Raw genomic sequence first — 22,872 nt, forward strand, 5'->3', positions numbered from 1 at the left:
TTGTTCCGTGGGGAATGTTATACTTCGAGCAACGTATGACTTGTCTTCGTCTACAGGCTCGCAGTAAACCTGCGGTAATCTCAATTTCGAGAGGAGAAATATGAATAAACTTTCAAAGCTCGCGTTCATTGCAGCTACCGCAGTTATGGCTGCATCGGCCTCGGCACAGTCGGTGCCGGCCTCGCGACAAGCCGTGAACGACAACTGGGTGAACGGTACGGGCGAGTATGTGTGGATGAACGGCACGAACGAACTGTGCTGGCGCGACGCATTCTGGACCCCGGCTACGGCAAACGCAAAGTGCGATGGCGCACTGGTCGCACAAGCACCGACGCCGCCGGCACCGGTCGCTCCGCCGCCCCCGGTCATCCAGAGCCAAAAGGTTACCTATCAGGCTGACGCTCTGTTCGACTTCGACAAGGCAGTCCTGAAGCCGGCCGGTAAGGAAAAGCTGGACGATCTCGCATCGAAGATCGGCGCGCTGAACCTCGAAGTCGTGGTTGCAACGGGTTACACCGACCGTATTGGTTCGGACAAGTACAACGATCGTCTGTCGCTGCGCCGTGCGCAAGCTGTGAAGGCTTACCTGGTCAGCAAGGGCATCGAAGCCAACCGCATCTACACGGAAGGCAAGGGCAAGCGCGACCCGGTCACGAAGGGTAGCTGCCAACAGAAGAACCGCAAGCAACTCATCGCCTGCCTCGCACCGGATCGTCGCGTGGAAGTCGAAGTTGTCGGCACGACGCGTCAGCCGCAGCAGTAATCGCGAGCCGGATTGCCGCAGATCGAACCCCCGCCTCGGCGGGGGTTTTTTTATGCCCGAAGCTTTTTGGGCATTGGCTTAATCAGCCGCGCAATTCAGGTAGGCTTCATCCATCCAGCTTTTTGCCCGCCCATTGCGGCGCCTATATACTCGGTCCTAATCGATTCACGACTCAATCAAGGCCCTTCCGAACATGACCAATGTCGATCCCCACGAACTTCAGAAATTCAGCGAGCTCGCGCATCGCTGGTGGGACCCGAACGCCGAGTTCAAGCCGCTGCATGAACTGAACCCGGTACGGCTCGACTGGATCGATGCGCATGCGCATCTGATGGGCAAGCGTGTGCTCGATATCGGCTGCGGCGGCGGCATTCTGTCCGAGTCGATGGCCACGCGCGGCGCAACTGTGAAAGGCATCGATTTGTCGGCGAGCGCACTTGGCGTCGCCGATCTGCATAGCCTCGAAAGCGGTGTCGAAGTCGCGTACGAAGAGATCTCGGCGGAAGCCCTCGCCGCGCGCGAGCCCGGTTCATACGATGTCGTGACTTGCATGGAGATGCTCGAGCACGTGCCGAATCCCGCGGGCACCGTCGCCGCTTGCGCTGCGCTCGTGAAGCCGGGTGGCTGGGTGTTCTTCTCCACGCTGAATCGCAACGCGAAGGCTTATTTGTTCGCCGTAATCGGTGCGGAATACATCGCGCGCATGCTGCCGCGCGGCACACACGATTACGCGCGCTTCATCAAGCCGTCCGAGCTGGCCACGTTCGCGCGTGCGGCCTCGCTTTTGACGGTCGACATCAAGGGCATCACGTATCGGCCGATCTCCAAGCATTTCGGTCTGTCAAACGACACGAGCATCAACTATATGATGGCTTGCCGCCGCGAAGCCTGACGCCATGATCAACGACGATCCCTTGTCCACGGGCACCATCGATACCAAGCCCCTGCCGGAAGACACGACTCCCCTGCCTCAGCGCCTCACCGAGGGCGACGGTCTCGCGTTGTGCCAGGCCGTGCTGTTCGACCTCGACGGCACCATCGCCGACACCGCGCCTGATCTGGTCGCCGCGGTGAACAAGATGCGGCACGACCGCGGCCTCGAGATGCGGCCGCTCGAAATGCTGCGGCCCTATGCGTCGGCGGGCGCGCGCGGACTGCTCGGCGGCGCGTTCGAGATCGGCCCGGAACATCACGAATTTGCCGCGATGCGCGAGGAATTCCTCGCGAACTACGAGGCCGATCTGTGCATCGAAACGACGCTCTTTCCGGGCATCGCGGAGATACTCGATCAACTGGATGCACGCGGCGTGCGCTGGGGCATCGTCACGAACAAGGTGACGCGGCTCGCCGCGCCGCTCATCGGCCTGCTGGGACTCGACACGCGAGCCGGCTGCCTCGTCTGCGGCGACACCACGCCGCATTCGAAGCCGCACCCCGCGCCGCTCCTGCACGCCGCGGAATTGCTGGATGTCGCGCCGGAGCGCATCGTCTATGTCGGAGACGATCTGCGCGACGTGCAGGCCGGGTTTGCCGCAGGCATGATCACCGTGGCGGCCGCATACGGCTATTGCGGCGACGACATTCCGCCGCACCGCTGGCACGCCAATCACGTGGTCGATTCGCCGGAAGAACTTCAGCACTTGTTGCGCGACATCGCGTGAGTTGCGAGGCGAACGGCTTGAAAATCGCGCCGTTCGCCTCATTTGGCTTTTCGTGGGATAATCTTCCCTACGCTTTGGGGGCGACCTGGTTTCGACAGGGGTTGTGAAGCGGTCAGGGCATACCGAGGACCCGTCACCTCGTTAATCAATGGGAAAATCGTAACTGCAAACGACGATACGTTCGCACTGGCAGCCTAAGGGCCGCCGTCCTCTCACTAATTCACTGACGGGTTAGGGTAGCAATACCACGAGAGGTCATATACGTCAGATAAGCCTTTGCGGCGTCACGACGCCAAGGTCGAAAACTTAGTGAATCGCTGTAACGAAGCGTGTTCGTCCGCGTCGTTCCGGTTAAATCAAAAGACAGAACTAAGTATGTAGAACTGTTCGTAGAGCGCTTCTGGACGCGGGTTCGATTCCCGCCGCCTCCACCAGAACACCCGGTAAAAACCCGCGACTGCGCAAGCATCGCGGGTTTTTTCTTTGGCCCACCTTTGGCCCACGACAGGCAAAAAAAACCCCGCACGAGGCGGGGCAAACATCCTTGAGAGACGTAGCAAGGACAGAGACAACCTTCGCTACGCCAGAGAGAATAAACCGCGACACGCATCGACCAAATCAGACCGGTCCGAATACTGTTGCCTTGTGTCAATTATCAACCGATCCCTCACGTGTTCTACGGCGACTCCACCGCGATGCAGCAGGCCGACGCCCCTAGACCCCGCTTTCAGAAGAGCAGTTAGTTCGAGCCGTCTTTCGGACACTTCAGATTGCAGCCGTTGGGATCGCCCTCGTCGCCCCGGCGGCGCATCGCCGATTTCCCCTTTTGATACTTATCCGAAGGCTCTGAGGCCGCGAACTGCATCTGCGGATGCTCATTGAAGCGGAACTGGTCTTGCAGGACGCCGCCCGGCAGGCCCGGCGAATTCTGGGCAAAGGCGACAGGAACCAGATACGCCGCGCCAGCGATCAGCGCGGCGGAGGAACAGGCGAGCAACGAAAGTTTCATGGCGGTATATCGCGCGAAGAGATTACGCGCAGAGCAGAGAAGTCGACAGCAAAGCGTTAGGTTATCCCAATTCGCCCCCGACGGCAGTTTTACGCCCGCCCCGCTCTCTTACCGCGCGTTTCCGAAATTCCTCACGCGCTCACTTCAGCCGCGCAAGCCGTCGTCGATATCGACGAGCAAGCCGCAGTGCGCCGGATCGTACCCTTCCAGATGAGCGACGCTGTCCGTGAAGCCCGCGCTGCGCAAGATGCGCAACACAGAAGCAAGCCGCGCCTCGTCGAGCCGCGCGCGTTCGCACGCGAAGAAGTAGTCCTCGTCGATGATCGGTATGAAATCGAGTGCGAAATGCTGCGCCGCGGGCTGCACGCCGAAGCCCAGGTCGGCCATGCCACTGGCGACGAATGCGGCGATCGCCGAATGCGTGAGTTCAGTCGTCGCGTATCCATTGATCTGGTCCGGATCGACACCCACGCGACGCAACGACAAATCGAGCAGCATGCGCGTGCCCGAGCCTGGCTGACGATTGACGAAGCGCACGTCGCTGCGCGCGAGATCACGCAAGCCGCAAATACCCTTCGGATTGCCTTTGGGCAGAAAAAGGCCCTGCGTGCGACGCGTGAGCCGGATCAACTGATGCTTGTTGCGGTCCAGAAACGGCCGGTAAATCTCCGCGCAAGTCGAGCGAAACTCGCCGATCGGCAAGTGAAACCCCGCCAGTTCGCACTCGCCGCGTGCGAGCGCGCTCACCGCTTCGGCGCTCTCCCGATACTTGATGTCGACCGGCACGCGCTGATCGCCGAGCGCGCGCACGAGCGTCGCGACTGCATAACCGTGCGACGCGTGGATCCGCACCTGCGTGATGCCGCCCGCGAGACGCCGGTTCAGTTCCACGGCGACATCGTTCGCCACCGCCTGCAGAGGCGCTTCGAGCCGTTCGCCGCACACACGTTGCGCGCGCAGAACCGATTCGCCCAGTTCGGAAAGCACCGAGCCCCGCCCGCGCGATTTCGTGATCAGCGCGCCGCCAAGACGTGCTTCGATTTCGCGCAACAAACCCCACGCGTGCCGATAGGACAAACCCTTAGCGCTCGCGGCGTTCGCGATACTGCCCGTCTGCGCGACGAGTTGTAAAAGCGGCACAACCGCGCTGAGACTGGTTTCCCGGCCATCGGCGTCCCGCAGGACCAGTTCGGCGCGGCATTCGACGTCCACCATATGCAATCCTCCATCCTATTGCCAAGATATATCACGGCGCCTATTGTTCTTATTCAGGCTCGGCACCCGTAATTATATCGACGCAAATATGTACCGACAAAACATATGCCGAGTGTTGGAGGAGCCCCATGACACATCCGCAGCTATCCGCCGCTGCATCCGCTGAACTCGTGCGTCGCCACGCGGTACGAGACGCGACGTTGATGACCATTCTTCACGCCATCCAGGACGAGGTCGGCTATGTGCCTGAGACGGCCATCGCGCCGCTCGCGCAGGCGCTTTCGCTGTCGCGTGCGGAAGTGCACGGTGTGATCACCTACTACCATCACTTCCGATCGGCCCCGCCGGCGCGCGTGAGCGTGCAGCTTTGCCGCGCGGAAGCGTGCCGCAGCATGGGCACGGAAGCGTTGAAGGACCATATCGAAGGGCACACGGGTTGCCGCTTCGACAGCGGTCATGCCGAAGACACCGAGCTGGAATCCGTGTTTTGTCTCGGTCAATGCGCGCTCTCTCCGTCGATGATGATCAACGGCGAATTGCACGCGCGCGTGACCCCGGCGAAGTTCGACCGCCTGTACGCCGCGGCGCAAACGAAGGTGGCGGAGGTGACGGCATGACGCGCATTTACGTTCCCATCGATTCCGCTGCGCTCGCGCTGGGCGCGGACGCCGTCGCTCGGGCCATCGAAGGCGAAGCACAGAAACGCGGCGTGGACGTGCAACTCGTGCGCAACGGTTCGCGCGGGCTCTTCTATCTCGAACCGCTCGTCGAAGTCGAGACGGCGGATGGGCGCATCGGCTATTCGAATGTCGAAGCCGACGATGTCGCCGCGCTCTTCGATGCCGGTTTTCACGAGGGCAAGGCGCACGACAAGAACGTCGGCATCGTGGATGAGATTCCTTATCTCAAGAACCAGCAGCGCCTGACGTTCGCGCGCATCGGCATCACGGACCCGCTGTCGATCGACGATTACACCGCGCTCGGCGGCCTTCAGGGATTACGCCAGGTGCTCGACATGAACGGCGACGCAGTCTGTGAAGCGCTGCTCGATTCCGGCCTGCGTGGACGCGGCGGCGCGGCATTCCCCGCGGGCATCAAGTGGAAGACGGTGCGCGCGGCGCACGCCGATCAGAAGTACATCGTCTGCAATGCGGACGAAGGCGATTCCGGCACCTTCTCCGACCGTCTCGTCATGGAAAGCGATCCGTACATGCTGATCGAAGGCATGATCATCGCGGGCGTGGCGGTGGGCGCGACCAAGGGCTACATCTACGTGCGCAGCGAGTATCCGCATTCGATCGCGACGCTGAACCGCGCGATCGACAAGGCACGCGATGCCGGCTGGCTCGGCGCGAGCGTGCTCGGCACGTCGCATGCGTTCGAGTTGTATGTGGCGAAGGGCGCGGGCGCGTATGTGTGCGGCGAGGAAACCGCGCTGCTCGAATCGCTCGAAGGCAAGCGCGGCATCGTGCGCGCGAAACCGCCTGTGCCGGCGCTCACCGGACTGTACGGGAAACCCACGGTCATCAACAACGTCATCACGCTCGCGACCGTACCGATCATCTTCGCGAAGGGCGCGGCCTTCTATCGCGACTTCGGCATGGGCCGCTCACGCGGCACGCTGCCGTTCCAGATCGCGGGCAATGTGAACCAAGGCGGACTCGTCGAACTGGCGTTCGGCGTGACGCTGCGCGAACTGCTCTACACCTACGGCGGCGGCACCGCGAGCGGCCGTCCGGCGCGCGCGGTGCAAGTGGGCGGGCCGCTCGGCACTTATCTGCCGGAAAGCCAGTGGGACATTCCGCTCGACTACGAGGAATACGCGAAGGTCGGCGCGGTGGTCGGTCACGGCGGGCTCGTGGTTCACGACGACACCTCGAACCTCGCCGAACTCGCGCAATACGCGATGCACTTCTGCGCGCTCGAATCGTGCGGCAAGTGCACGCCCTGCCGCATCGGCTCGACGCGCGGCGAGGAAGTCATCGCGAAGATCCGTGAAGGCGATACATCGGTGAAGCAGATCACGCTGTTGCGCGAGTTGTGCGACACCATGGTGTCGGGCTCGCTCTGCGCGATGGGCGGCATGACGCCGTTCCCGGTGATGTCCGCGCTCGATCACTTCCCCGAGGACTTCGGGCTGCCCCGCACGCCCGCACAGAAAGCGGCATAGAACAAGGAGACGACAATGTCCAACACCATCAACGGCTGCGGCTCCGGCAACTGCGCGTGCAAGAGCGCGGCGTCCGTGCAGCGCCGCGATCCGCTCGATGAAACCGACTACGGCACGCCGCTGCGTCACGCCGATATCGACGTGACGCTCGAAATCGACGGTGAATCCGTCACCGTGCCCGCGGGCACGTCTGTCATGCGCGCCGCCATCGAAGCCGGCGTCAACGTGCCGAAACTCTGCGCGACGGATTCGCTCGAGCCGTGGGGTTCGTGCCGCTTGTGCCTCGTCGAGATCGAGGGCAAGCGCGGCTATCCGGCGTCGTGCACGACGCCCGTCGAAGCGGGCATGAAAGTGCGCACGCAAACCGACAAGCTGCAATCGCTGCGCCGCAACGTGATGGAGCTGTATATATCCGATCACCCGCTCGACTGCCTCACCTGCCCGGCCAACGGCGACTGCGAATTGCAGGACATGGCGGGCGTCGTCGGCTTGCGTGAAGTGCGCTACGGCTATGAAGGCGCGAACCATCTGAAGGACAAGAAGGACGAGTCGAATCCGTACTTCACTTACGATCCGTCGAAGTGCATCGTCTGCAATCGATGCGTGCGCGCATGCGAGGAAACGCAGGGCACGTTCGCGCTGACCATCGCCGGACGCGGCTTCGAATCGCGCGTCGCGGCGAGCGAGAACGTGCCGTTCATGGAATCGGAATGCGTGTCGTGTGGCGCATGCGTCGCCGCGTGCCCGACCGCGACGCTGCAGGAAAAGACCGTCATCATGCTCGGCCAGGCCGAGCATTCGGCCATCACGACGTGCGCGTACTGCGGCGTCGGCTGCTCGCTGAAGGCGGAGATGAAGGGCAACACAGTCGTGCGCATGACGCCGAACAAGAACGGCCAGGCGAACGAAGGCCACGCGTGCGTGAAGGGCCGCTTCGCGTGGGGTTACGCGACGCACAAGGATCGCATCAAGAAGCCGATGATCCGCGCGAAGATCACCGATCCGTGGCGCGAAGTGTCGTGGGACGAAGCGATCGACTACGCGGCGAGCGAGTTCCGCCGCATCCAGGACAAGTACGGCCGCGACTCGATCGGCGGCATCACGTCGTCGCGCTGCACGAACGAAGAGACGTATCTCGTGCAGAAACTCGTGCGCGCGGCGTTCGGCAACAACAACGTCGATACCTGCGCGCGCGTCTGCCACTCGCCGACTGGCTACGGTCTCAAGACGACCCTCGGCGAATCGGCGGGCACGCAGACCTTCGCATCGGTCGAGCAATCGGATGTGATCATCGTGATGGGCGCGAATCCGACCGACGGCCATCCGGTCTTCGGCTCGCGTTTGAAGCGCCGCGTGCGTGAAGGCGCGAAGCTGATCGTGATCGATCCGCGCCGCATCGATATCGTCGATACGCCGCACGTGAAGGCGCAGTATCACCTGCAATTGCGCCCCGGCACGAATGTGGCGATGGTCAATTCGCTCGCGCACGTCATCGTCACCGAAGGCTTGCTGAAGGAAGATTTCATCGCTGAACGCTGCGAGGCGCGCGCCTTCGGGCAATGGCGCGATTTCGTCGCGAAGGAAGAAAACTCGCCCGAAGCCATGGAAGCCATCACCGGCGTGCCAGCGCAACAGGTCCGCGAAGCCGCGCGCGTCTACGCGCTGGGCGGCAACGGCGCGATCTATTACGGCCTCGGCGTGACCGAGCATGCGCAAGGCTCGACCGCCGTCATGGGCATCGCGAATCTCGCGATGGCGACAGGCAACGTCGGCCGCGAAGGCGTCGGCGTGAATCCGCTGCGCGGCCAGAACAACGTGCAGGGCTCGTGCGACATGGGCTCGTTCCCGCACGAGTTGCCGGGCTATCGCCATATCGGCGATGCGGCCGTGCGCTCGCTCTTCGAGGAAGCATGGGACGTGAAGCTCCAGCCGGAGCCGGGCCTGCGCATCCCGAACATGTTCGATGCCGCGATGCACGGCACGTTCATGGGCCTCTACTGCCAGGGCGAGGACATCGTCCAGTCGGACCCGAACACGCAGCACGTGGCGGACGCGTTGTCGTCGATGGAATGCATCGTCGTGCAGGACATCTTCCTGAATGAAACGGCGAAGTACGCGCACGTCCTCTTGCCCGGCTCGACCTTCCTCGAAAAGGACGGCACCTTCACCAACGCCGAGCGCCGCATCTCGCGCGTGCGCAAGGTGATGCCGCCGCTCGCGGGCTACTCCGACTGGGAAGTGACGATCAAGCTCTCGCGCGCGCTCGGCTATGAGATGAACTACGCGAACCCGTCCGAAATCATGGACGAGATCGCGCGCCTCACGCCGACTTTCCACGGCGTCTCGTACGACCGGCTCGACGAGCTCGGCAGCATTCAGTGGCCTTGCAACGAGAAGGCGCCGGACGGCACGCCGACCATGCACATCGACGAATTCGTGCGCGGCAAGGGACGTTTCGTCATCACGAAGTTCATCGCAACGCCGGAGAAGGTCACGCGCAAGTATCCGCTGCTGCTCACGACCGGGCGCATTCTGTCGCAATACAACGTCGGCGCGCAGACGCGCCGCACCGAGAACTCGCAATGGCACGACGAGGATCGTCTGGAAATTCATCCGGTCGATGCGCAAGATCGCGGCATCAAGATGGACGACTGGGTCGGCATCGAGTCGCGCGCAGGACAGACGGTGTTGCGCGCGAAGATCTCCGAGCGCATGCAGCCGGGCGTCGTGTATACGACGTTCCACTTCCCGGAATCGGGCGCGAACGTCATCACGACGGACTCATCCGACTGGGCGACCAACTGTCCGGAGTACAAGGTGACGGCGGTGCAGGTGATGCCGGTGGAGCAGCCGTCGCAATGGCAGAAGGACTACTCGCGCTTCAACACGCAGCAGCTCGAGCTACTCAACCTCGCCACGACCACTTCTTCAGGAAAATAACGAATGGATGTCGATAACCTGATCGAGATGGCGAACCGCATCGGACAGTTTTTCGATTCGATGCCCGACCGCGCCGAAGCCGTCGACAGCGTCGCGGATCATATCCGCCGCTTCTGGGAGCCGCGCATGCGGCTCGCGATTCTCGCCGCGCTCGACAATCCGGAAGCGAGCGCGTCGATGGAGCCGATCGTGCGCGAGGCGCTCAGTCTGCACAAGGCCGATTTGCAGCCGAAGACGGCGCCCGCCTGACGTCGTTCACGACTCAAGCGCGGATCACACCAGGCCCTGCAATGCAGGGCTTTTTTCAATCTTCGCGGTATTCGCGTTCCGCCTGTCGCTCGGCGTTCGCGTCCTGTGCGCCGAACCAGATTTCGCAGTGACGCAGGAGCGCATGCACATCCGACGGCGCGCGACCGCGCGCGGCGATATAGCCATCGGGACGCACGAGATAGAACGCGGGACGCGTGCGGCCGTAGTTGTCGGTGAGCGAATTCGCGCCCTCGCCGCGCGTATCGGTGATGCGCCAGACGCGCACCGCGTTCGGCATGATGTTGTCGAGCGCTTTCACGAAGCCGTCGAGGTCCGGATCGCGCATCGCGTGCGCGATGGTGATCGTCGCGGGCGCAAGCGCGATGTCGTCCTCGCCGGACGGGTTCAGGAGCAGGAAAAGCGAGAAGCAGCCGGGATCGTGCAAATCGTAAAGACAGCCGACGCCGGGAAGCCGCCCGAGCGGCCCGTCGACGACATGCACGCGCGCATCGGGCGCGCGCTCGCCCGCGCGCGGGCCGCCGTCGAGCAGACGCTCAAGCGTGAGCGGGCTCTTGCGATAGTTGATCGACAGTTCGCTCACCGTGCGCCGCATCGCGTCGCGCAGCGGGCCGATCGCGGCGAGCGCGGGCATTACGTGATCGCGCATCAGTTTCATCGGGCCGTGCTCGGCGCCTGCCATCTGCGTAAGCATGCTCGTCTGGCGCAGCACGTCGCGTTCGATCGGATGCCGCTCCGTGTGATAGCTGTCGAGCAGCCGCTCGGGCGCGCCGCCCGCGAGCATCCGCGCGATCTTCCAGCCGAGATTGAACGCCTCCTGAATGCCCGTGTTCATGCCCTGCGCGCCGGCCGGACTATGCACGTGCGCCGAATCGCCCGCGAGGAACACGCGCTCGACACGCAGCCTGTCGACCATGCGGCTGTTCAGGTGAAAGTACGACGACCACGTCAGGTTCGACAGCGCGATCTTGTGATGCACGCGACGCTCGATGAGCGCACGGCATTCATCGAGCGTCGGGCCGGTTTTCGCTTCGGCCGCGTTGACGGCACTCGCCACCGGCGCCGGCAGATCCGCGATCAGGCGCGCGCGGTCGCCGCCCATCGGGAAAAGCGCGGCGAGGCCCTCGCCCGACGCGAAGATGTGGAATTCGTCATCGGGCCAGTCGGAGTCCGCCTGGAGATCGGCGAGCAGATACGTTTGATCGAAAGTCTTGCCATCGAAACCGATGCCGAGCCGATGCCGCACGAAACTATGCGCGCCGTCCGCCGCGATCAGATACGAAGGCCGTAACAGTTCATCACGTCCGTTCGGATGGCGCAGCGTCGCCTGCAAGCCTGCCGAACCCTGCGAGAAATCGACCACTTCGACGCCGCGCTCGACATCGACGTGATAGCCCTTCAGATGCTGCGCGAGCAGGCGTTCGGTCTGCGATTGCTCGAGAAAGAGCAGATACGGATAACGCGTCTGCAGCGGATCGAAGTCGAGGCGAGCGAGGCGCTGCCCGTTCGAATAGAGATTCGCGACGCGCGCGCGATGGCCGAGTTCGAGAAACGGCTTGACCACGCGATGCTGCTCGAAGAGTTCCAGCGTGCGCGCCTGAATGCCGATCGCGCGTGAATGCGGCGACGGCTCGCGCGCCTTGTCGACGAGCCTGACCGGGACGTGCGCGCGCGCGAGGCTCATCGCGGCGGCGAGGCCCGTTGGACCGGCGCCTACGATCAGAACGGGCACCACATCCAGCTTGTCGTTCGGATTCAGCTTTGGCGCGAACATGCAGTCCTCTCCCAAACGTCACGGCGTCTAGTGTACGCCCGTACCCTCCGCTTTTAGCACGTGCGCCGGCCGCATCGGACTCAGTGCGCGTGCCCGCGCTCGCTCAGCACGCACGCGTGGCAGGCCTCGCCGAACTCCACCTGCACGGTCGCATGATGCATCGAATATTCGCGGCGCAGCGTCGTGACGACGCCCTGCACGAAGTCATCGCCGGGGTGGCCCTGAGGCATCACGAGATGGACCGTGAGCGCGTTTTCGGTCGTCGAGAGCGCCCACACGTGCAGGTCGTGCACGTCGCGCACGCCGGGAAGCTGCTTCAGATATTGCTCGACGCGCGGCATGTCGACCGAGGACGGGACCGCGGCCATCGCGAGGCGCATCGCGTCGCGCCCGAGTCCCCACGTGCCGTAGACGATGACCGAGACGACGATCAGGCTCATCAGCGGATCGAGCCAGCTCGCGCCCGTGAACAGGATGACGAGACCGCTGACCGCGACGGCGGCGGAGATGGCGGCATCGGCGGCCATGTGCAGGAAGGCGCCGCGCACGTTGAGGTCCTCCTTGCTGCCGCGCATGAAGAGCCACGCGGAGAAACCGTTCACGATCATGCCGAGCGTCGCGACGATGAACACGTCGAGCCCCGCGACGGGCGCCGGATTGAGCAGACGCTGAATCGCTTCGAGCACGATCGCGCCGCATGCGAAGAGCAGCAGCGCCGCATTGGCGAGCGAAGCAAGAATCGACGAGCTGCCGAGGCCGAAGGTATAGCGCGAACTCGGCTGGCGCTTGCCGAGCCACACGGCGCCCCATGCGAGCAGGAGGCCGAGCACGTCGGAGAGATTGTGGCCGGCATCGGCGAGCAGCGCGGTCGAATGGGCGAGAAAGCCATAGACGGCCTGCACGATCACGATCAGCACGTTCAGGCCGACCGCGAGCGCGAACGTTCGGCCCTGCCCTTCCTGCGGCGCGCCGTGATGGTGATGGCCATGCCCGCCGTGCCCGTGCGAATGCCCATGCTCGTGGCCGTCGTGGTGTTCGTGTTCTTCGTGCTGATGCGTGCTCATGGGAGGTACTCGTGTTCCGGTAGCTGTCATTCGATGTCGGTGGCGTCGGCCTGCGGCTCCGCGATGTGCTCCAGCAACTCGCCCAGCATCGCGCTGATGTGGCGATCCGCCGCCACGTAGAACACCTGCTTGCCCTGGCGCTCGGCCCGCACGATCCGCGCCGCGCGCAAGAGCCGCAAGTGATGGCTCACGAGCGACGCCGACAGCCCGAGCAACTCGGCGATCGCCCCGACCGCGCGCCGCTGTTCGACACACGCGAGCACGATGCGCAGGCGCGTCGGGTCGCCGAGCAGGCGAAACAGATCGGCGAGCGGGACGACGCGGTCGTCGGACGTGCTCGTGCTGGCAGTGGTGGACGGATCGGAAGCCACAGTCATCGCTAACATATGAATAGGTGTTCACATGTTAAGTGCCATCGCCGCAACATGTCAACGCGCTTCTCCGGAAGCGCGGCGACGGTGTGGGAAAATGCGGGGTTTGCTTTTCCCGGCCAGAAGTCTTCCCCGTCATGGACACCGTATTCGCCCGCGGTTTCGCGGCCCATCGCGATGGCCGCCTGACCGACGCGGAGCGCGACTACCAGGCCGCGCTCGCCGCCGAACCCCGACACGTCGACGCACTGCATTACCTCGGCGTGCTGCGCCATCAACAGGGCCAGCACGCGGAGGCGGCCGAGCTCGTGCGCCGCGCCGTCGAGCTGCGCCCGACCGACGCCGGCCTGCAGCTCAACCTCGGCAACGCGCTGAAAGCGCTCGGCCGCCTCGACGACGCGATCGAACGCTTTCGCAACGCACTGACGCTCGCGCCGGGTTTTCCGCTCGCGCAGTACAACCTCGGCAACGCCTACACGGCAGCCGGTCGCCACGAAGACGCCGCCGATGCCTTCGAAAAGGCCTTGCGCCTGCAGCCCGACGATCCGGCCGCATGGAACAACTTCGGCAATGCGCTCTCCGCGCTGCGCCGTTTCAAGGACGCCGCGCACGCGTTCAAGCGCACGCTCGCGCTGCGCCCGCGCCATGCCGGCGCGCACAACAATCTCGGCATGGCGCTGAACGCGCTCGGCGATACGCTCGGCGCGATCGCGCATTTTCGCGCCGCGCTCGATGCCGAGCCGAATTACGTCGCCGCGCATTTCAATCTCGGCAATCTGCTCGACACGAACGGCCACCCCGAAGATGCGCTGCCGGTGCTGCGAAAGGCCGTCGCGTTGCAGCCGCACTTCGCACCAGGGTATTTCGGGCTGGGACACGCGCTCGCGAAGCTCGGGCGCCACGAAGAAGCCGTGCCGCATTTCGAGCGGGCGATAGGTCTCGATCCGAAATATGGCGTCGCATGGCTCTGCCTCGGCAACGCGCATCTCGCGCTCGGCGCACATCGCGCGGCGCTGCGCGCGTTCGACGAAGCATTGCGCATCGATCCCTCGATGCCCGCCGCGCATCTGAACCGCGCGCTCGCCCTGCTCACGACCGGCGATTACGCGCGCGGACTGCCCGCCTACGAATGGCGTTTGCAGACGCCCGGCAGCGAACCCTCGCCGCGCTTGCCACGCTGGAATGGCGAGCCGATGCCGGGCCGCACGCTGCTCGTGCGCGCCGAGCAGGGCTTCGGCGACACCTTGCAGTTCGCGCGCTTCGTGCCTTTTGCGGCGAAGCTCGTCGGCAAGCTGGTGCTGGAAGTGCAGCCCGCGCTCGTGCCACTGCTCGCGCCGGCCGCGCATGCCGCGCGCGTCGAATTGAAGAGCAAGTCGGATGGCGCCCCGGCGCACGCGGACGCTTTCTGCCCGCTGCTCAGCCTGCCGCTCGCGCTCGGCATGACCTCGCCCGATGCGATTCCGGCCCGCGCGCCCTATCTCGTCGTGCCCGCCGATTACCGGCGCAAGTGGCGCGGCTCGATCGGCGGCCAGGCGCGGCGCAAGATCGGCATTGCGTGGTCCGGGCGGATGCAGCCAGGCGAGACGCGCGCGGTGCCGGTCGGCGAGCTCGCGCCGCTCTTTGCGCTCGAGGGCATCGACTGGGTCGTGCTCCAACCGTTCGTGACAGGCCGCGAGCATGACGTGCTGAACGCGCATCCGAACGCGAAGTCGATTCACACGCTCGAAGGCCGTCTCGAGAACTTCGCCGACACGGGCGCGATCGTCGATCGGCTGGACGGCGTCGTATCCGTGGATACGTCCGTCGCGCACCTCGCGGGCGCGCTCGGCAAGCCGCTCTGGGTGATGCTGCCTTTCGCCGCCGACTGGCGCTGGGGTATCGGCGCCGCCGACAACCCGTGGTATCCGGAGGCGCATCTCGTGCGCCAGCACGCGCCGGGCCGATGGCGCGAAGTGATCGAGGCGACGACGGCCGCGCTGGCGTTGCTGCCTGCATAAGAAGACCCCGCCGAAGCGGGGATCTTTTCGACGTTCGCGAATGCGTCAGGCCGTCTTGTACTGATTGCGCGCCTCGGACGAGCGATACAGCACGAGCGTCGCGATCAGCCCGCAAATGGCGGCAAGGCCCATCCACAGTCCGGGCGCGGCCTTGTTTCCGGTGACATGGATCAGATACGTCGAGATCGCCGGCGTGAATCCGCCGATGGTCGTCGCGAGGCTATAGGCCATCGAGAATCCGGTCGTGCGCACATCGACGGGCATCACTTCGGTCAGCGCGACCACCATCGCCCCGTTGTAGCTGCCGTACAGGAACGACAGCCACAGTTCGCACATGAGCAGGCGCGCGAACGACGGCTCCGCGACGAGCCATTGCACCACCGGATACGACGTCAGAATGGTCAGGATCGTGAACACGAGCAACACCGGACGGCGCCCCACCCGATCCGACACCGCGCCCATCACCGGCAGCCAGACCAGGTTGGAGATGCCGACGCACACCGTGACCACGAGCGCATCGATGGCGGAGAGCTTCAGCACTTCCTTGCCGAAGGTCGGCGTATAGGCGGTGATCATGTAGAACGACACGGTCGTCATGATGACCATGCCCATCCCGGCAAGCACGATGCCCCAGTTCTGCGCGATCGACCGCGCGATCTCGCTCATGCTCGGGCGATGCTTCCTCGCCAGGAACTCGTCGGTTTCACGCAGCGAGCGGCGGATGATGAAGAGGAACGGCACGATCAGGCAGCCGATCAGGAACGGCACGCGCCAGCCCCAGGCGGTCATCTGCTCAGGCGGCAAGAGGCGGTTCATGATCACGCCGATCAGCGCCGCGAACACGACGGCGACTTGCTGGCTGCCGGACTGCCATGAACAATAAAAGCCCTTGTTGCCCCGCGTCGCGATCTCGGACAGATACACCGACACGCCACCCAGTTCCACGCCGGCCGAGAAGCCCTGCAGCAGCCGCCCGCCCAGCACGATGATCGGCGCGAGCGCACCGATGGTCGCGTAGCCCGGCACCAGCGCGACGCACGCGGTGCCGACCGCCATCAGCCCGAGCGTGAGGATAAGGCCCTTGCGCCGCCCGTGGTGGTCGATGTACGCGCCGAGCACGATGGCGCCGACCGGCCGCATCAGGAAGCCCGCGCCGAATACGGACAGCGCGAGCATCAGCGAGGCGAACTCGTCGCCGCTCGGAAAATAGGTCTTGGCGATCGCCGAAGCGTAATAGCCGTAGACCATGAAGTCGTACATTTCCAGGAAGTTTCCGCTGACGACGCGAAATACCGTCTTGAATTTGGATTCGTTGGCAGGTGCTATATGGGTCGTGGACATGACTTTCTCGGGAGCTGTGGGCCGCACTTCGGTTCTGCGCGATCGCAAAACCGTACACGGCCGTCCGGACGTGACCGGCCGCAAGACTGAGGCGGATTCTGTTTCGGTTCTTGTAAATGCGAACGCCCTCGATCTTAACGCCGCGCCACCGATGACTGCACGCAACTTCGCTCAATTTCACGCAAACAATATTAAAATACGGTTACGTACGCCTAACTTAAACATTACAAGCAGCCCATTCATGAATACGGAAATCTCGCTACGCGTCGCTACGACGAACGACACGGCGCTCATCGCCTCGATGCACGCCCGCAGTTGGGCGTCGGCATATCGCGGCATCCTGCCGGACACGTATCTCGATCGCGATCTTCAGGCCGAGCGCGTCGCGCACTGGGACGCGCGCATGAAGGATGTCGCGGCCGGCACGGCGAGCGTGTTCATCGCGGAGCATGCAGGCGAACCGGTCGGCTTCATCTGTCTCGTCGAGCCGGACGAGACAGGCAGCGTGCTCGTCGACAATCTGCACGCGCTGCCCGGGCATCGCGGCCTCGGCACAGGCACCGTGATGCTCGACGAAGCGGCGCGCTGGGCTCGCTCGCGAGGCGCACGGCAACTGTATCTCTCCGTGCTGGAGCAGAACGCTGCGGCAATCGGCTTCTATGAATCGCGCGGCTGGACATTCGCCGAACGCGAAGCGGATCACATGGCAGGCATCGACGTCTTCTCACTGCGCTATGTGTTTGCGCTCGACTGAGCATAAGGAAATCACACCTGTCAATAAGCATTCCTGTCAAAAACAGACAATAGGAATCTTCTGGTCGTCGGGCACGTAACCGTTTCGTATGATCGCGGGTCAAATTTCGGCCATCCTCGCGCCGAACCCGCGGTGCTATCTCCTTGCGCCCCGAAGGTCCGGGCGGACCGTCTCGTTTGCCCGCGCCCGGGCGCATGCATGTGGAAACTTCATGTCCGAACCCTTGATCGTAGTGGAAGGCAATCTGCGTCTGCCGACGACGCGCTCGCCGACGGATCCGTCCTTGAGCTTCGGTTTCGAATGGTCACCTATGCGCTCGCGCCCGGTTCAGTCGCAGTCCGAAACTGCGCTTTTCGCGGCACGCTTCGTCACCGCCTATGTGCCGGCCCTCAGTCTGTCCGACATCCACTCGCCTTACCGCGCCACGAGCCTCTGGGGCGTCTTCTCCAAGGAAGAGATTCCGCGCGCGATGCTGCACCTGACCGAAGGCTCGGACACTCCAGACCAGGCCGGCGAAACCCGCGCCGCTCCCGTTCATCTCGCGGTCAACGCGCCGTCGGACGCCGGCAAGCATGGCTTCAGCAAGCCGATCGTCGCTACTATCGCCGCGGCTTGCGGCGTGCTCATCGTATGGTTGCTGTTCAGTCACGCACCGGTCTCGCGAAGCACTATGCGCACCGCGCCGGCCGAAGAAGTCAGGATTCGCACGCAGCCGGGCCAGCCCGCAGCCGCTACGGCAGCGCTCACGCCCACTGCGGCACCCACGCGCGGCCAGATCGCGCAACCATCGGAAGCGCTGGCTTCATCGGCAGTCGCCGCGCCGGTGAGCGCAGACAGCCGCACCATCGCAGCCGTCGACCCGGCCGCGACTGACACGAAAGCTGCGCCTGCCGCGACGACGCCGGAAAAGACACGCGTGCGTTTCATCGCGCCAGCGGAAGACCGCAAGCACAACGTTCGCGTGAGAGCCGTGCTGACGCCGCACACGAAGCGCGCGGCATTGCGTGCTCACACGGTTGGCGAGCGCGTCGTGAAGCAAGAGGCGCCGCGGCGCGCGCACGCGACATCGGTCGAAAGAGTCGCAAGCCAGCCGACGAAGGTTGCCGTGTCGATGGACCCGACCACGCTCTATTCGATGCTCCAGCATTCACCGACCCTCGACAGCAACGCGGCCTCCTACGGCCGCGGCGCTGCGAACGGCGCGCGTTAGCCGCGCTACATGTACCGCCAGCCCGATCAACCATTCCGGCCCCGACGCCAAGATGATGCAACTACGTTATCTCCGTTACGCGACGCTCACGCTCGCCTTATCCCTCTGTGGCCTCCTCGCGCCGTTCACGAGCACGTTCGCGGCACCCGCGACGGCAAAAGCCGCCGCGACGACGGCTCAAGTTGCGGCTCCCGCAAACGAGCCCGCACAGTCCGCACTCATGGATCTGTCCGATCTGAACGCCGATTCGAACGCGCCCCGCGTCGAAGGCAACATCGCTGAATTGCAGAATCTCGCGCAGGCGGGCAGCCTCACGGAACTGCGCGCGACGCACAACGGCAGCTACGGCGCGAAGCTCTTCTTCCTCGCGCAAGAGATGCTCTACTACGTCGCGCTCTCGCAGGACGCGCGCTGGTGGCGCGTCGTCAAGACACAGGACGCTGCCCGCGCCGAATCGATCTATGCGCAGTTCTCGCGCAAGAGCTTCGAACTAGCCGATGGCGAAATCCGCCGCACGCAATTGCAGGCGCAGAAGGCGTTGCTCGAGCGCGTGATCGCGAAATCGGCTGACCGTGCGAACCGGCTCACCGCCGACCTCCAACTCGCGCAGCAGCAGGATTCGCAAGTGTCGCAGCGTCAGCAGCAATTGCAGGCCGAATCCGCCGTGCTGCAGACGGACAAGCTGGAAGCCGAACGCAAGCTGCGCGCGCTGCAATTGCAGGTCGAACAGCTTCAGAAGCAGACGGAAGCGGGACTCGCACCGGTGAGCGTGACGCCATCGCGGTGAGATCGGCTGCACGCATCTGAAAACGAAGAAGGCCCGCTCGAATCGAGCGGGCCTTCTCGTTTTGCGACATGCCGAAACGCGAATTCGGCTCAGAAATTCGGCTCAAAAGCGCGTTTCGCGGGCGACGCGCAGGAACGTATCGAGCAGCGGCGTGCAATCGAGCAGTTCCGCGCCGCCCGCCCGATGAAACTCCGGATGCCATTGCACGCCGACGACGAACGGCGCCTTCCGATAACGCACCGCCTCGATGATCCCGTCCGCCGCCGACACCGCCTCGATGTTCAGATCGCGCCCGATCGACTTCACCGCCTGATGGTGGATCGAGTTGACGATCGCCTCGCGCTGGTTCGGGAACATGTTGGCGAGCGTGGAACCATCGGGGAAGCGAATCGAATGGCGATGCTGGTCGTAGTGTTCGTTGACGTGGATGCCGGCCGTCGGCACATCGGTGGCGATGTCGCCGTAGAGCGTGCCGCCGAACGCCACGTTGATCAGCTGACAGCCACGGCACACGCCGAGCACGGGCTTGCCCGACTCAACGAACTCATGCAGCAGTTCCAGCTCGTACATGTCGCGCACGCGGTCGCCCGGCCATTCGGGACGCGTCGTCGCTTCCTCGTAGGACTGCGGAGAAACGTCGGCGCCGCCCTGGAGCAGCAGGCCGTCGAGATGCTTCGCATAGTCACGCAGACGGATGTTGCTCGGATGCAGCATCCCTTGATGGCCGACCGTCGGAATCATGAACACGAGCACGTCGCGCGACATGACCCAGTGCGCGATCGACTCCTCGAGATATTGCAGCGTCTTGCCGCGCAGCCCTTTCGCCCCCGGCTCGGGATGAAAGATGCGCGCCGATACGCCGATACGCAACGTACGTTGCGTGATGCGCTGGCCCGCGCGGTCGAAAATCTGACGCGCACGCGCGGCGATGATCCGGCCGAACACGGACCACGCCGAATCCGAGTGCTTGAGATATGCGGGCTGTGCCGGCGCTGCCGCCTCTTCGGACAACGGCAGCGGCGGCGGATTGAGCTTGCTGAAATCCGGCGCCTCCGCCAATTCGGGCGGCAGGACGGTCGCGCGGCCGGTCGGCGAATCGGACGCCGCGGAGTGCGCACTGGCCGTGCTCGCGGCTTCCGCTTCGGTCGCGGCTTCGAAATTCTCGGCGAGACTCGCCTTGGGCTTGCCGGATGCGCGCGGTGTTTCGCGCACCGCGGCTTCCTGCGCCGCAGCCGCGCTCGCCGCCGATGCGCGCGCGTCGCGGGCGGCCTGCTGCGCTTCGTCGCGGCGGGCCTGCGCCGTGTCGACCGGTTCGACGTTCGATGCGCTGGAAGGCGCATCCGTCGCTGCCCGCTCGGTCGCGCTCGCCTTCGGGCCGGGCGCCGAGGCCGCTGCCGCCGCTTCGGGCGGCGCCGTGGGATTCGCGCTGTGCGGAGCGGCTTGAGAGTCGGCGGCGCTTGCGCGCGCGGCGGTGCTGCTTGCGTCGTTGGACGTTTTGTTATCGCTCATTCCGGATTCAGGCGCTCGAACGCCATAAGGAGAATGCACAGACTCCGATTATCCGCCTCAGACCGGCACGGGGCAAACCAGCAAACATTTGGTCACATCGGCTCACATTATCGCGGGGAACCCTTCAGCCGCTGTAAGGGCAATCCCGTGAAGAAAGCCGTCAATGGTCGCGCGGTTCCTCGAAAGTCTCGCGCAAGGCGATCTGCATCGTCGCGTGGATTTTCACGCACCAGCGCCACAACACCGTCAGCAGGAGCGCCGCGCACAGCAGCACGCCGACCATCAGGCCGAACGGCGGCAGGATGCCGCCCGACAGCGCCGCGACGAGCAGAAAGACGCCGAACATCGCGACGATCGGAATGAGCCCGGAGATCGCCGAGCGGATCGCGCGCGTGAAGCGCCCCGCTTTCGCGGGCTGCACGCTCACTTCGGCGAGCAGCAGCGCGAGCGATTCGAGCTTGCGATACACCGCGACCAGAAACGGCAGCGCGATCACGAGCGCCGCGCTCCACAGCACGACGCGCCGCGCGTTGTCGGTGTCGAGCCAGCGGGCCAGATAGCCCGACGCGAAAGGCGCCGAATACGACGCGCCGAGGAAAATCGCCGCGACGAGCGCGAGATTCACCGCGATCTGCAGGACGATGCGCCGCGTCATCGAGAAGAGCGTCGGGCCGCCGGAGACGGGCGTGAGGCTCGCGAGCCACTGCGAATAGAGTCCGAAGGTATGCGCGAGCGGCGCGGGCATCGCACGGGCGAGGCGCATCGTGAGCGGATCGGCGGCGCGGATCAGATACGGCGTGAAGAGCGTCGTGAGCGCGGACACGGCCACCGCGATCGGATAGAGAAAGCTGCTCGTGACCTTGAGCGACAGCCCGAGCGAGGCGATGATGAAAGAGAACTCGCCGATCTGCGAGACGCTCATGCCGACACGCATCGACGTGCGCCCGTCCTTGCCCGCGAGGAACGTGCCGAGCCCGCACGAGACGATCTTGCCGAGCACCACGGCGAAGGTGATGACTGCGATTGGCCACGCGTAATCGACGAGCACGGACGGATTCAGCAGCAGGCCGATGGTCACGAAGAAGATCGCCGAAAACATGTCGCGCACGGGCGCGATCAGATGCTCGATGCGCGCGAGATGCTTCGATTCCGCCATGATCGCGCCGATCAGGAACGCGCCGAGCGCAATCGAATAGTCGAGCTTCACGACGAGCAGGCAGAAGCCGAAGCAGAAGCCGAGCACGGTGACGAGCAGCATCTCGTCGCTCTTCGCGCGCGCCACGTAATTGAGCGCGCGCGGCACCGTCAGAATGCCCACGACGAGCGAAACCGTCATGAAGAGCAACAGCTTGCCGAGCGTGACGACGGCGACGCCCGCGCTCACCGAGCCCGTCTGCGCGATCCCGGAGAGCAGCACGAGCATCGCGATAGCGAGGATATCCTCGACGATCAGAATGCCGAACACGATCTGCGCGAAGTGCTCGCCCTTCATGCCGAGTTCGGAGAGCGCCTTTACGATGATCGTCGTCGACGAGATCGCGAGCATCGCGCCGAGAAAGAGCGAGTCCATCGCGGTCCAGCCGAACCATCGCCCGATCTCGTAGCCGACCCAGATCATCAGCACGATCTCCGAGAGCGCCGCGACGAACGCCGTCGCGCCGACCTTGAAGAGCTTGCGCAGGCTGAATTCGAGCCCGAGCGAGAACATCAGGAACACGACACCGAGTTCGCCGAGCGTCTGGATCGTCGCTTCGTCGTGAATGAGATTGAACGGCGGGGTGTACGGCCCGATGATCACGCCCGCGGCGATATAGCCCAGGACGACCGGCTGCCGCAGACGGTGGAACAGCACTGTCACGACGCCCGCGATAGCCATGATCACCGCGAGATCCTGAATGAAGCCTATCGCGTGATGCATCAAACAATTCCTTACAAAAATATAACCAGGAATTCGATGTTACAGCACGGATGGGACAATCCTGCGCCCAGGCAATAATGCCGGCTCAAAAAAGTCCACAGCGACGAGGCGCATCGCGCTGG

General features: G+C 64.2%; 19 protein-coding genes and 1 other RNA gene. 12 read left to right on the plus strand and 8 right to left on the minus strand.

Annotated features, from left to right (window positions below; translation table 11 throughout):
- The first annotated feature begins 100 nt into the window (after positions 1-100).
- From ompA to ssrA, 4 genes are all read left to right on the plus strand, one after another.
- Complete coding sequence (ompA, locus tag NCS58_RS10780) at positions 101-763, plus strand: outer membrane protein OmpA (protein ID WP_061121162.1); 663 nt, start codon at positions 101-103, stop codon at positions 761-763.
- A 193-nt stretch (positions 764-956) separates the two neighbouring features.
- On the plus strand, positions 957-1,655 hold the full coding sequence (gene ubiG / locus NCS58_RS10785) for a bifunctional 2-polyprenyl-6-hydroxyphenol methylase/3-demethylubiquinol 3-O-methyltransferase UbiG (protein ID WP_061121161.1): 699 nt from the start codon (positions 957-959) through the stop codon (positions 1,653-1,655).
- Between the two features lie 4 nt (positions 1,656-1,659).
- A complete protein-coding gene (gph, locus tag NCS58_RS10790) occupies positions 1,660-2,424 on the plus strand; it encodes a phosphoglycolate phosphatase (RefSeq protein WP_061121160.1) in 765 nt (254 codons plus the stop codon).
- Positions 2,425-2,500: 76 nt separating this feature from the next.
- Positions 2,501-2,858: a transfer-messenger RNA gene (gene ssrA, locus NCS58_RS10795) on the plus strand.
- Positions 2,859-3,163: 305 nt separating this feature from the next.
- On the opposite strand, the gene NCS58_RS10800 is transcribed toward ssrA, so the two are convergent.
- Together NCS58_RS10800 and NCS58_RS10805 are read right to left on the minus strand one after the other, a co-directional pair.
- Positions 3,164-3,433, minus strand: a complete 270-nt coding sequence (locus NCS58_RS10800; RefSeq protein WP_250490139.1) for a hypothetical protein — start codon at positions 3,431-3,433, stop codon at positions 3,164-3,166.
- 144 nt (positions 3,434-3,577) lie between these two features.
- Positions 3,578-4,648, minus strand: coding sequence for a substrate-binding domain-containing protein (locus NCS58_RS10805; RefSeq protein WP_061121158.1), 1,071 nt, complete (start codon positions 4,646-4,648; stop codon positions 3,578-3,580).
- A gap of 128 nt (positions 4,649-4,776) precedes the next feature.
- Between NCS58_RS10805 and NCS58_RS10810 the strand changes: the two genes are divergently transcribed.
- From NCS58_RS10810 to NCS58_RS10825, 4 genes are read left to right on the plus strand one after another with little or no spacing between them, the layout of a single operon-like run.
- Entirely contained in the window at positions 4,777-5,265 is a 489-nt protein-coding gene (locus NCS58_RS10810) for an NAD(P)H-dependent oxidoreductase subunit E (RefSeq protein WP_250538405.1), read from the plus strand.
- Positions 5,262-6,818, plus strand: a complete 1,557-nt coding sequence (locus tag NCS58_RS10815; protein ID WP_250538406.1) for an NADH-quinone oxidoreductase subunit NuoF — start codon at positions 5,262-5,264, stop codon at positions 6,816-6,818. Before NCS58_RS10810 ends, NCS58_RS10815 begins: the two co-directional genes overlap by 4 nt.
- A gap of 15 nt (positions 6,819-6,833) precedes the next feature.
- Positions 6,834-9,758, plus strand: a complete 2,925-nt coding sequence (fdhF, locus tag NCS58_RS10820) for a formate dehydrogenase subunit alpha (RefSeq protein WP_250476936.1) — start codon at positions 6,834-6,836, stop codon at positions 9,756-9,758.
- 3 nt (positions 9,759-9,761) lie between these two features.
- On the plus strand, positions 9,762-10,007 hold the full coding sequence (locus NCS58_RS10825; RefSeq protein WP_061121154.1) for a formate dehydrogenase subunit delta: 246 nt from the start codon (positions 9,762-9,764) through the stop codon (positions 10,005-10,007).
- A gap of 55 nt (positions 10,008-10,062) precedes the next feature.
- On the opposite strand, the gene NCS58_RS10830 is transcribed toward NCS58_RS10825, so the two are convergent.
- The 3 genes from NCS58_RS10830 to NCS58_RS10840 form a co-directional block, all read right to left on the minus strand.
- Complete coding sequence (locus NCS58_RS10830) at positions 10,063-11,799, minus strand: FAD-dependent monooxygenase (protein WP_250538407.1); 1,737 nt, start codon at positions 11,797-11,799, stop codon at positions 10,063-10,065.
- A gap of 80 nt (positions 11,800-11,879) precedes the next feature.
- Positions 11,880-12,863 carry a cation diffusion facilitator family transporter gene (locus NCS58_RS10835; RefSeq protein WP_250538408.1) on the minus strand — a complete coding sequence of 328 codons (984 nt, stop codon included), beginning with the start codon at positions 12,861-12,863 and terminating at the stop codon, positions 11,880-11,882.
- A 26-nt stretch (positions 12,864-12,889) separates the two neighbouring features.
- Positions 12,890-13,249: a metalloregulator ArsR/SmtB family transcription factor gene (locus NCS58_RS10840; RefSeq protein ID WP_061121151.1), complete on the minus strand. Its 360-nt coding sequence runs from the start codon at positions 13,247-13,249 to the stop codon at positions 12,890-12,892.
- 122 nt (positions 13,250-13,371) lie between these two features.
- On the opposite strand from NCS58_RS10840, the gene NCS58_RS10845 reads away from it, so the two are divergent.
- Entirely contained in the window at positions 13,372-15,231 is a 1,860-nt protein-coding gene (locus NCS58_RS10845) for a tetratricopeptide repeat protein (protein ID WP_250538409.1), read from the plus strand.
- Positions 15,232-15,276: 45 nt separating this feature from the next.
- Here the strand turns inward: NCS58_RS10845 and NCS58_RS10850 are convergent, their stop codons facing one another.
- A complete protein-coding gene (locus NCS58_RS10850) occupies positions 15,277-16,572 on the minus strand; it encodes an MFS transporter (protein ID WP_250538410.1) in 1,296 nt (431 codons plus the stop codon).
- 241 nt (positions 16,573-16,813) lie between these two features.
- On the opposite strand from NCS58_RS10850, the gene NCS58_RS10855 reads away from it, so the two are divergent.
- From NCS58_RS10855 to NCS58_RS10865, 3 genes are all read left to right on the plus strand, one after another.
- A complete protein-coding gene (locus NCS58_RS10855; protein ID WP_061121148.1) occupies positions 16,814-17,326 on the plus strand; it encodes a GNAT family N-acetyltransferase in 513 nt (170 codons plus the stop codon).
- Between the two features lie 211 nt (positions 17,327-17,537).
- Entirely contained in the window at positions 17,538-18,536 is a 999-nt protein-coding gene (locus tag NCS58_RS10860) for a hypothetical protein (protein WP_250538411.1), read from the plus strand.
- 52 nt (positions 18,537-18,588) lie between these two features.
- Positions 18,589-19,323, plus strand: coding sequence for a DUF2968 domain-containing protein (locus NCS58_RS10865; RefSeq protein ID WP_061121146.1), 735 nt, complete (start codon positions 18,589-18,591; stop codon positions 19,321-19,323).
- A gap of 102 nt (positions 19,324-19,425) precedes the next feature.
- Here NCS58_RS10865 and NCS58_RS10870 read toward each other — a convergent pair whose 3' ends face one another.
- A complete protein-coding gene (locus tag NCS58_RS10870; RefSeq protein WP_250538412.1) occupies positions 19,426-20,832 on the minus strand; it encodes a gamma-glutamyl-gamma-aminobutyrate hydrolase family protein in 1,407 nt (468 codons plus the stop codon).
- A gap of 160 nt (positions 20,833-20,992) precedes the next feature.
- On the minus strand, positions 20,993-22,750 hold the full coding sequence (locus NCS58_RS10875; RefSeq protein ID WP_061121144.1) for a cation:proton antiporter: 1,758 nt from the start codon (positions 22,748-22,750) through the stop codon (positions 20,993-20,995).
- Positions 22,751-22,872 lie beyond the last annotated feature (122 nt).

The organism is Caballeronia sp. INML3B, from assembly GCF_023631305.1.
GTDB lineage: Bacteria > Pseudomonadota > Gammaproteobacteria > Burkholderiales > Burkholderiaceae > Caballeronia > Caballeronia turbans.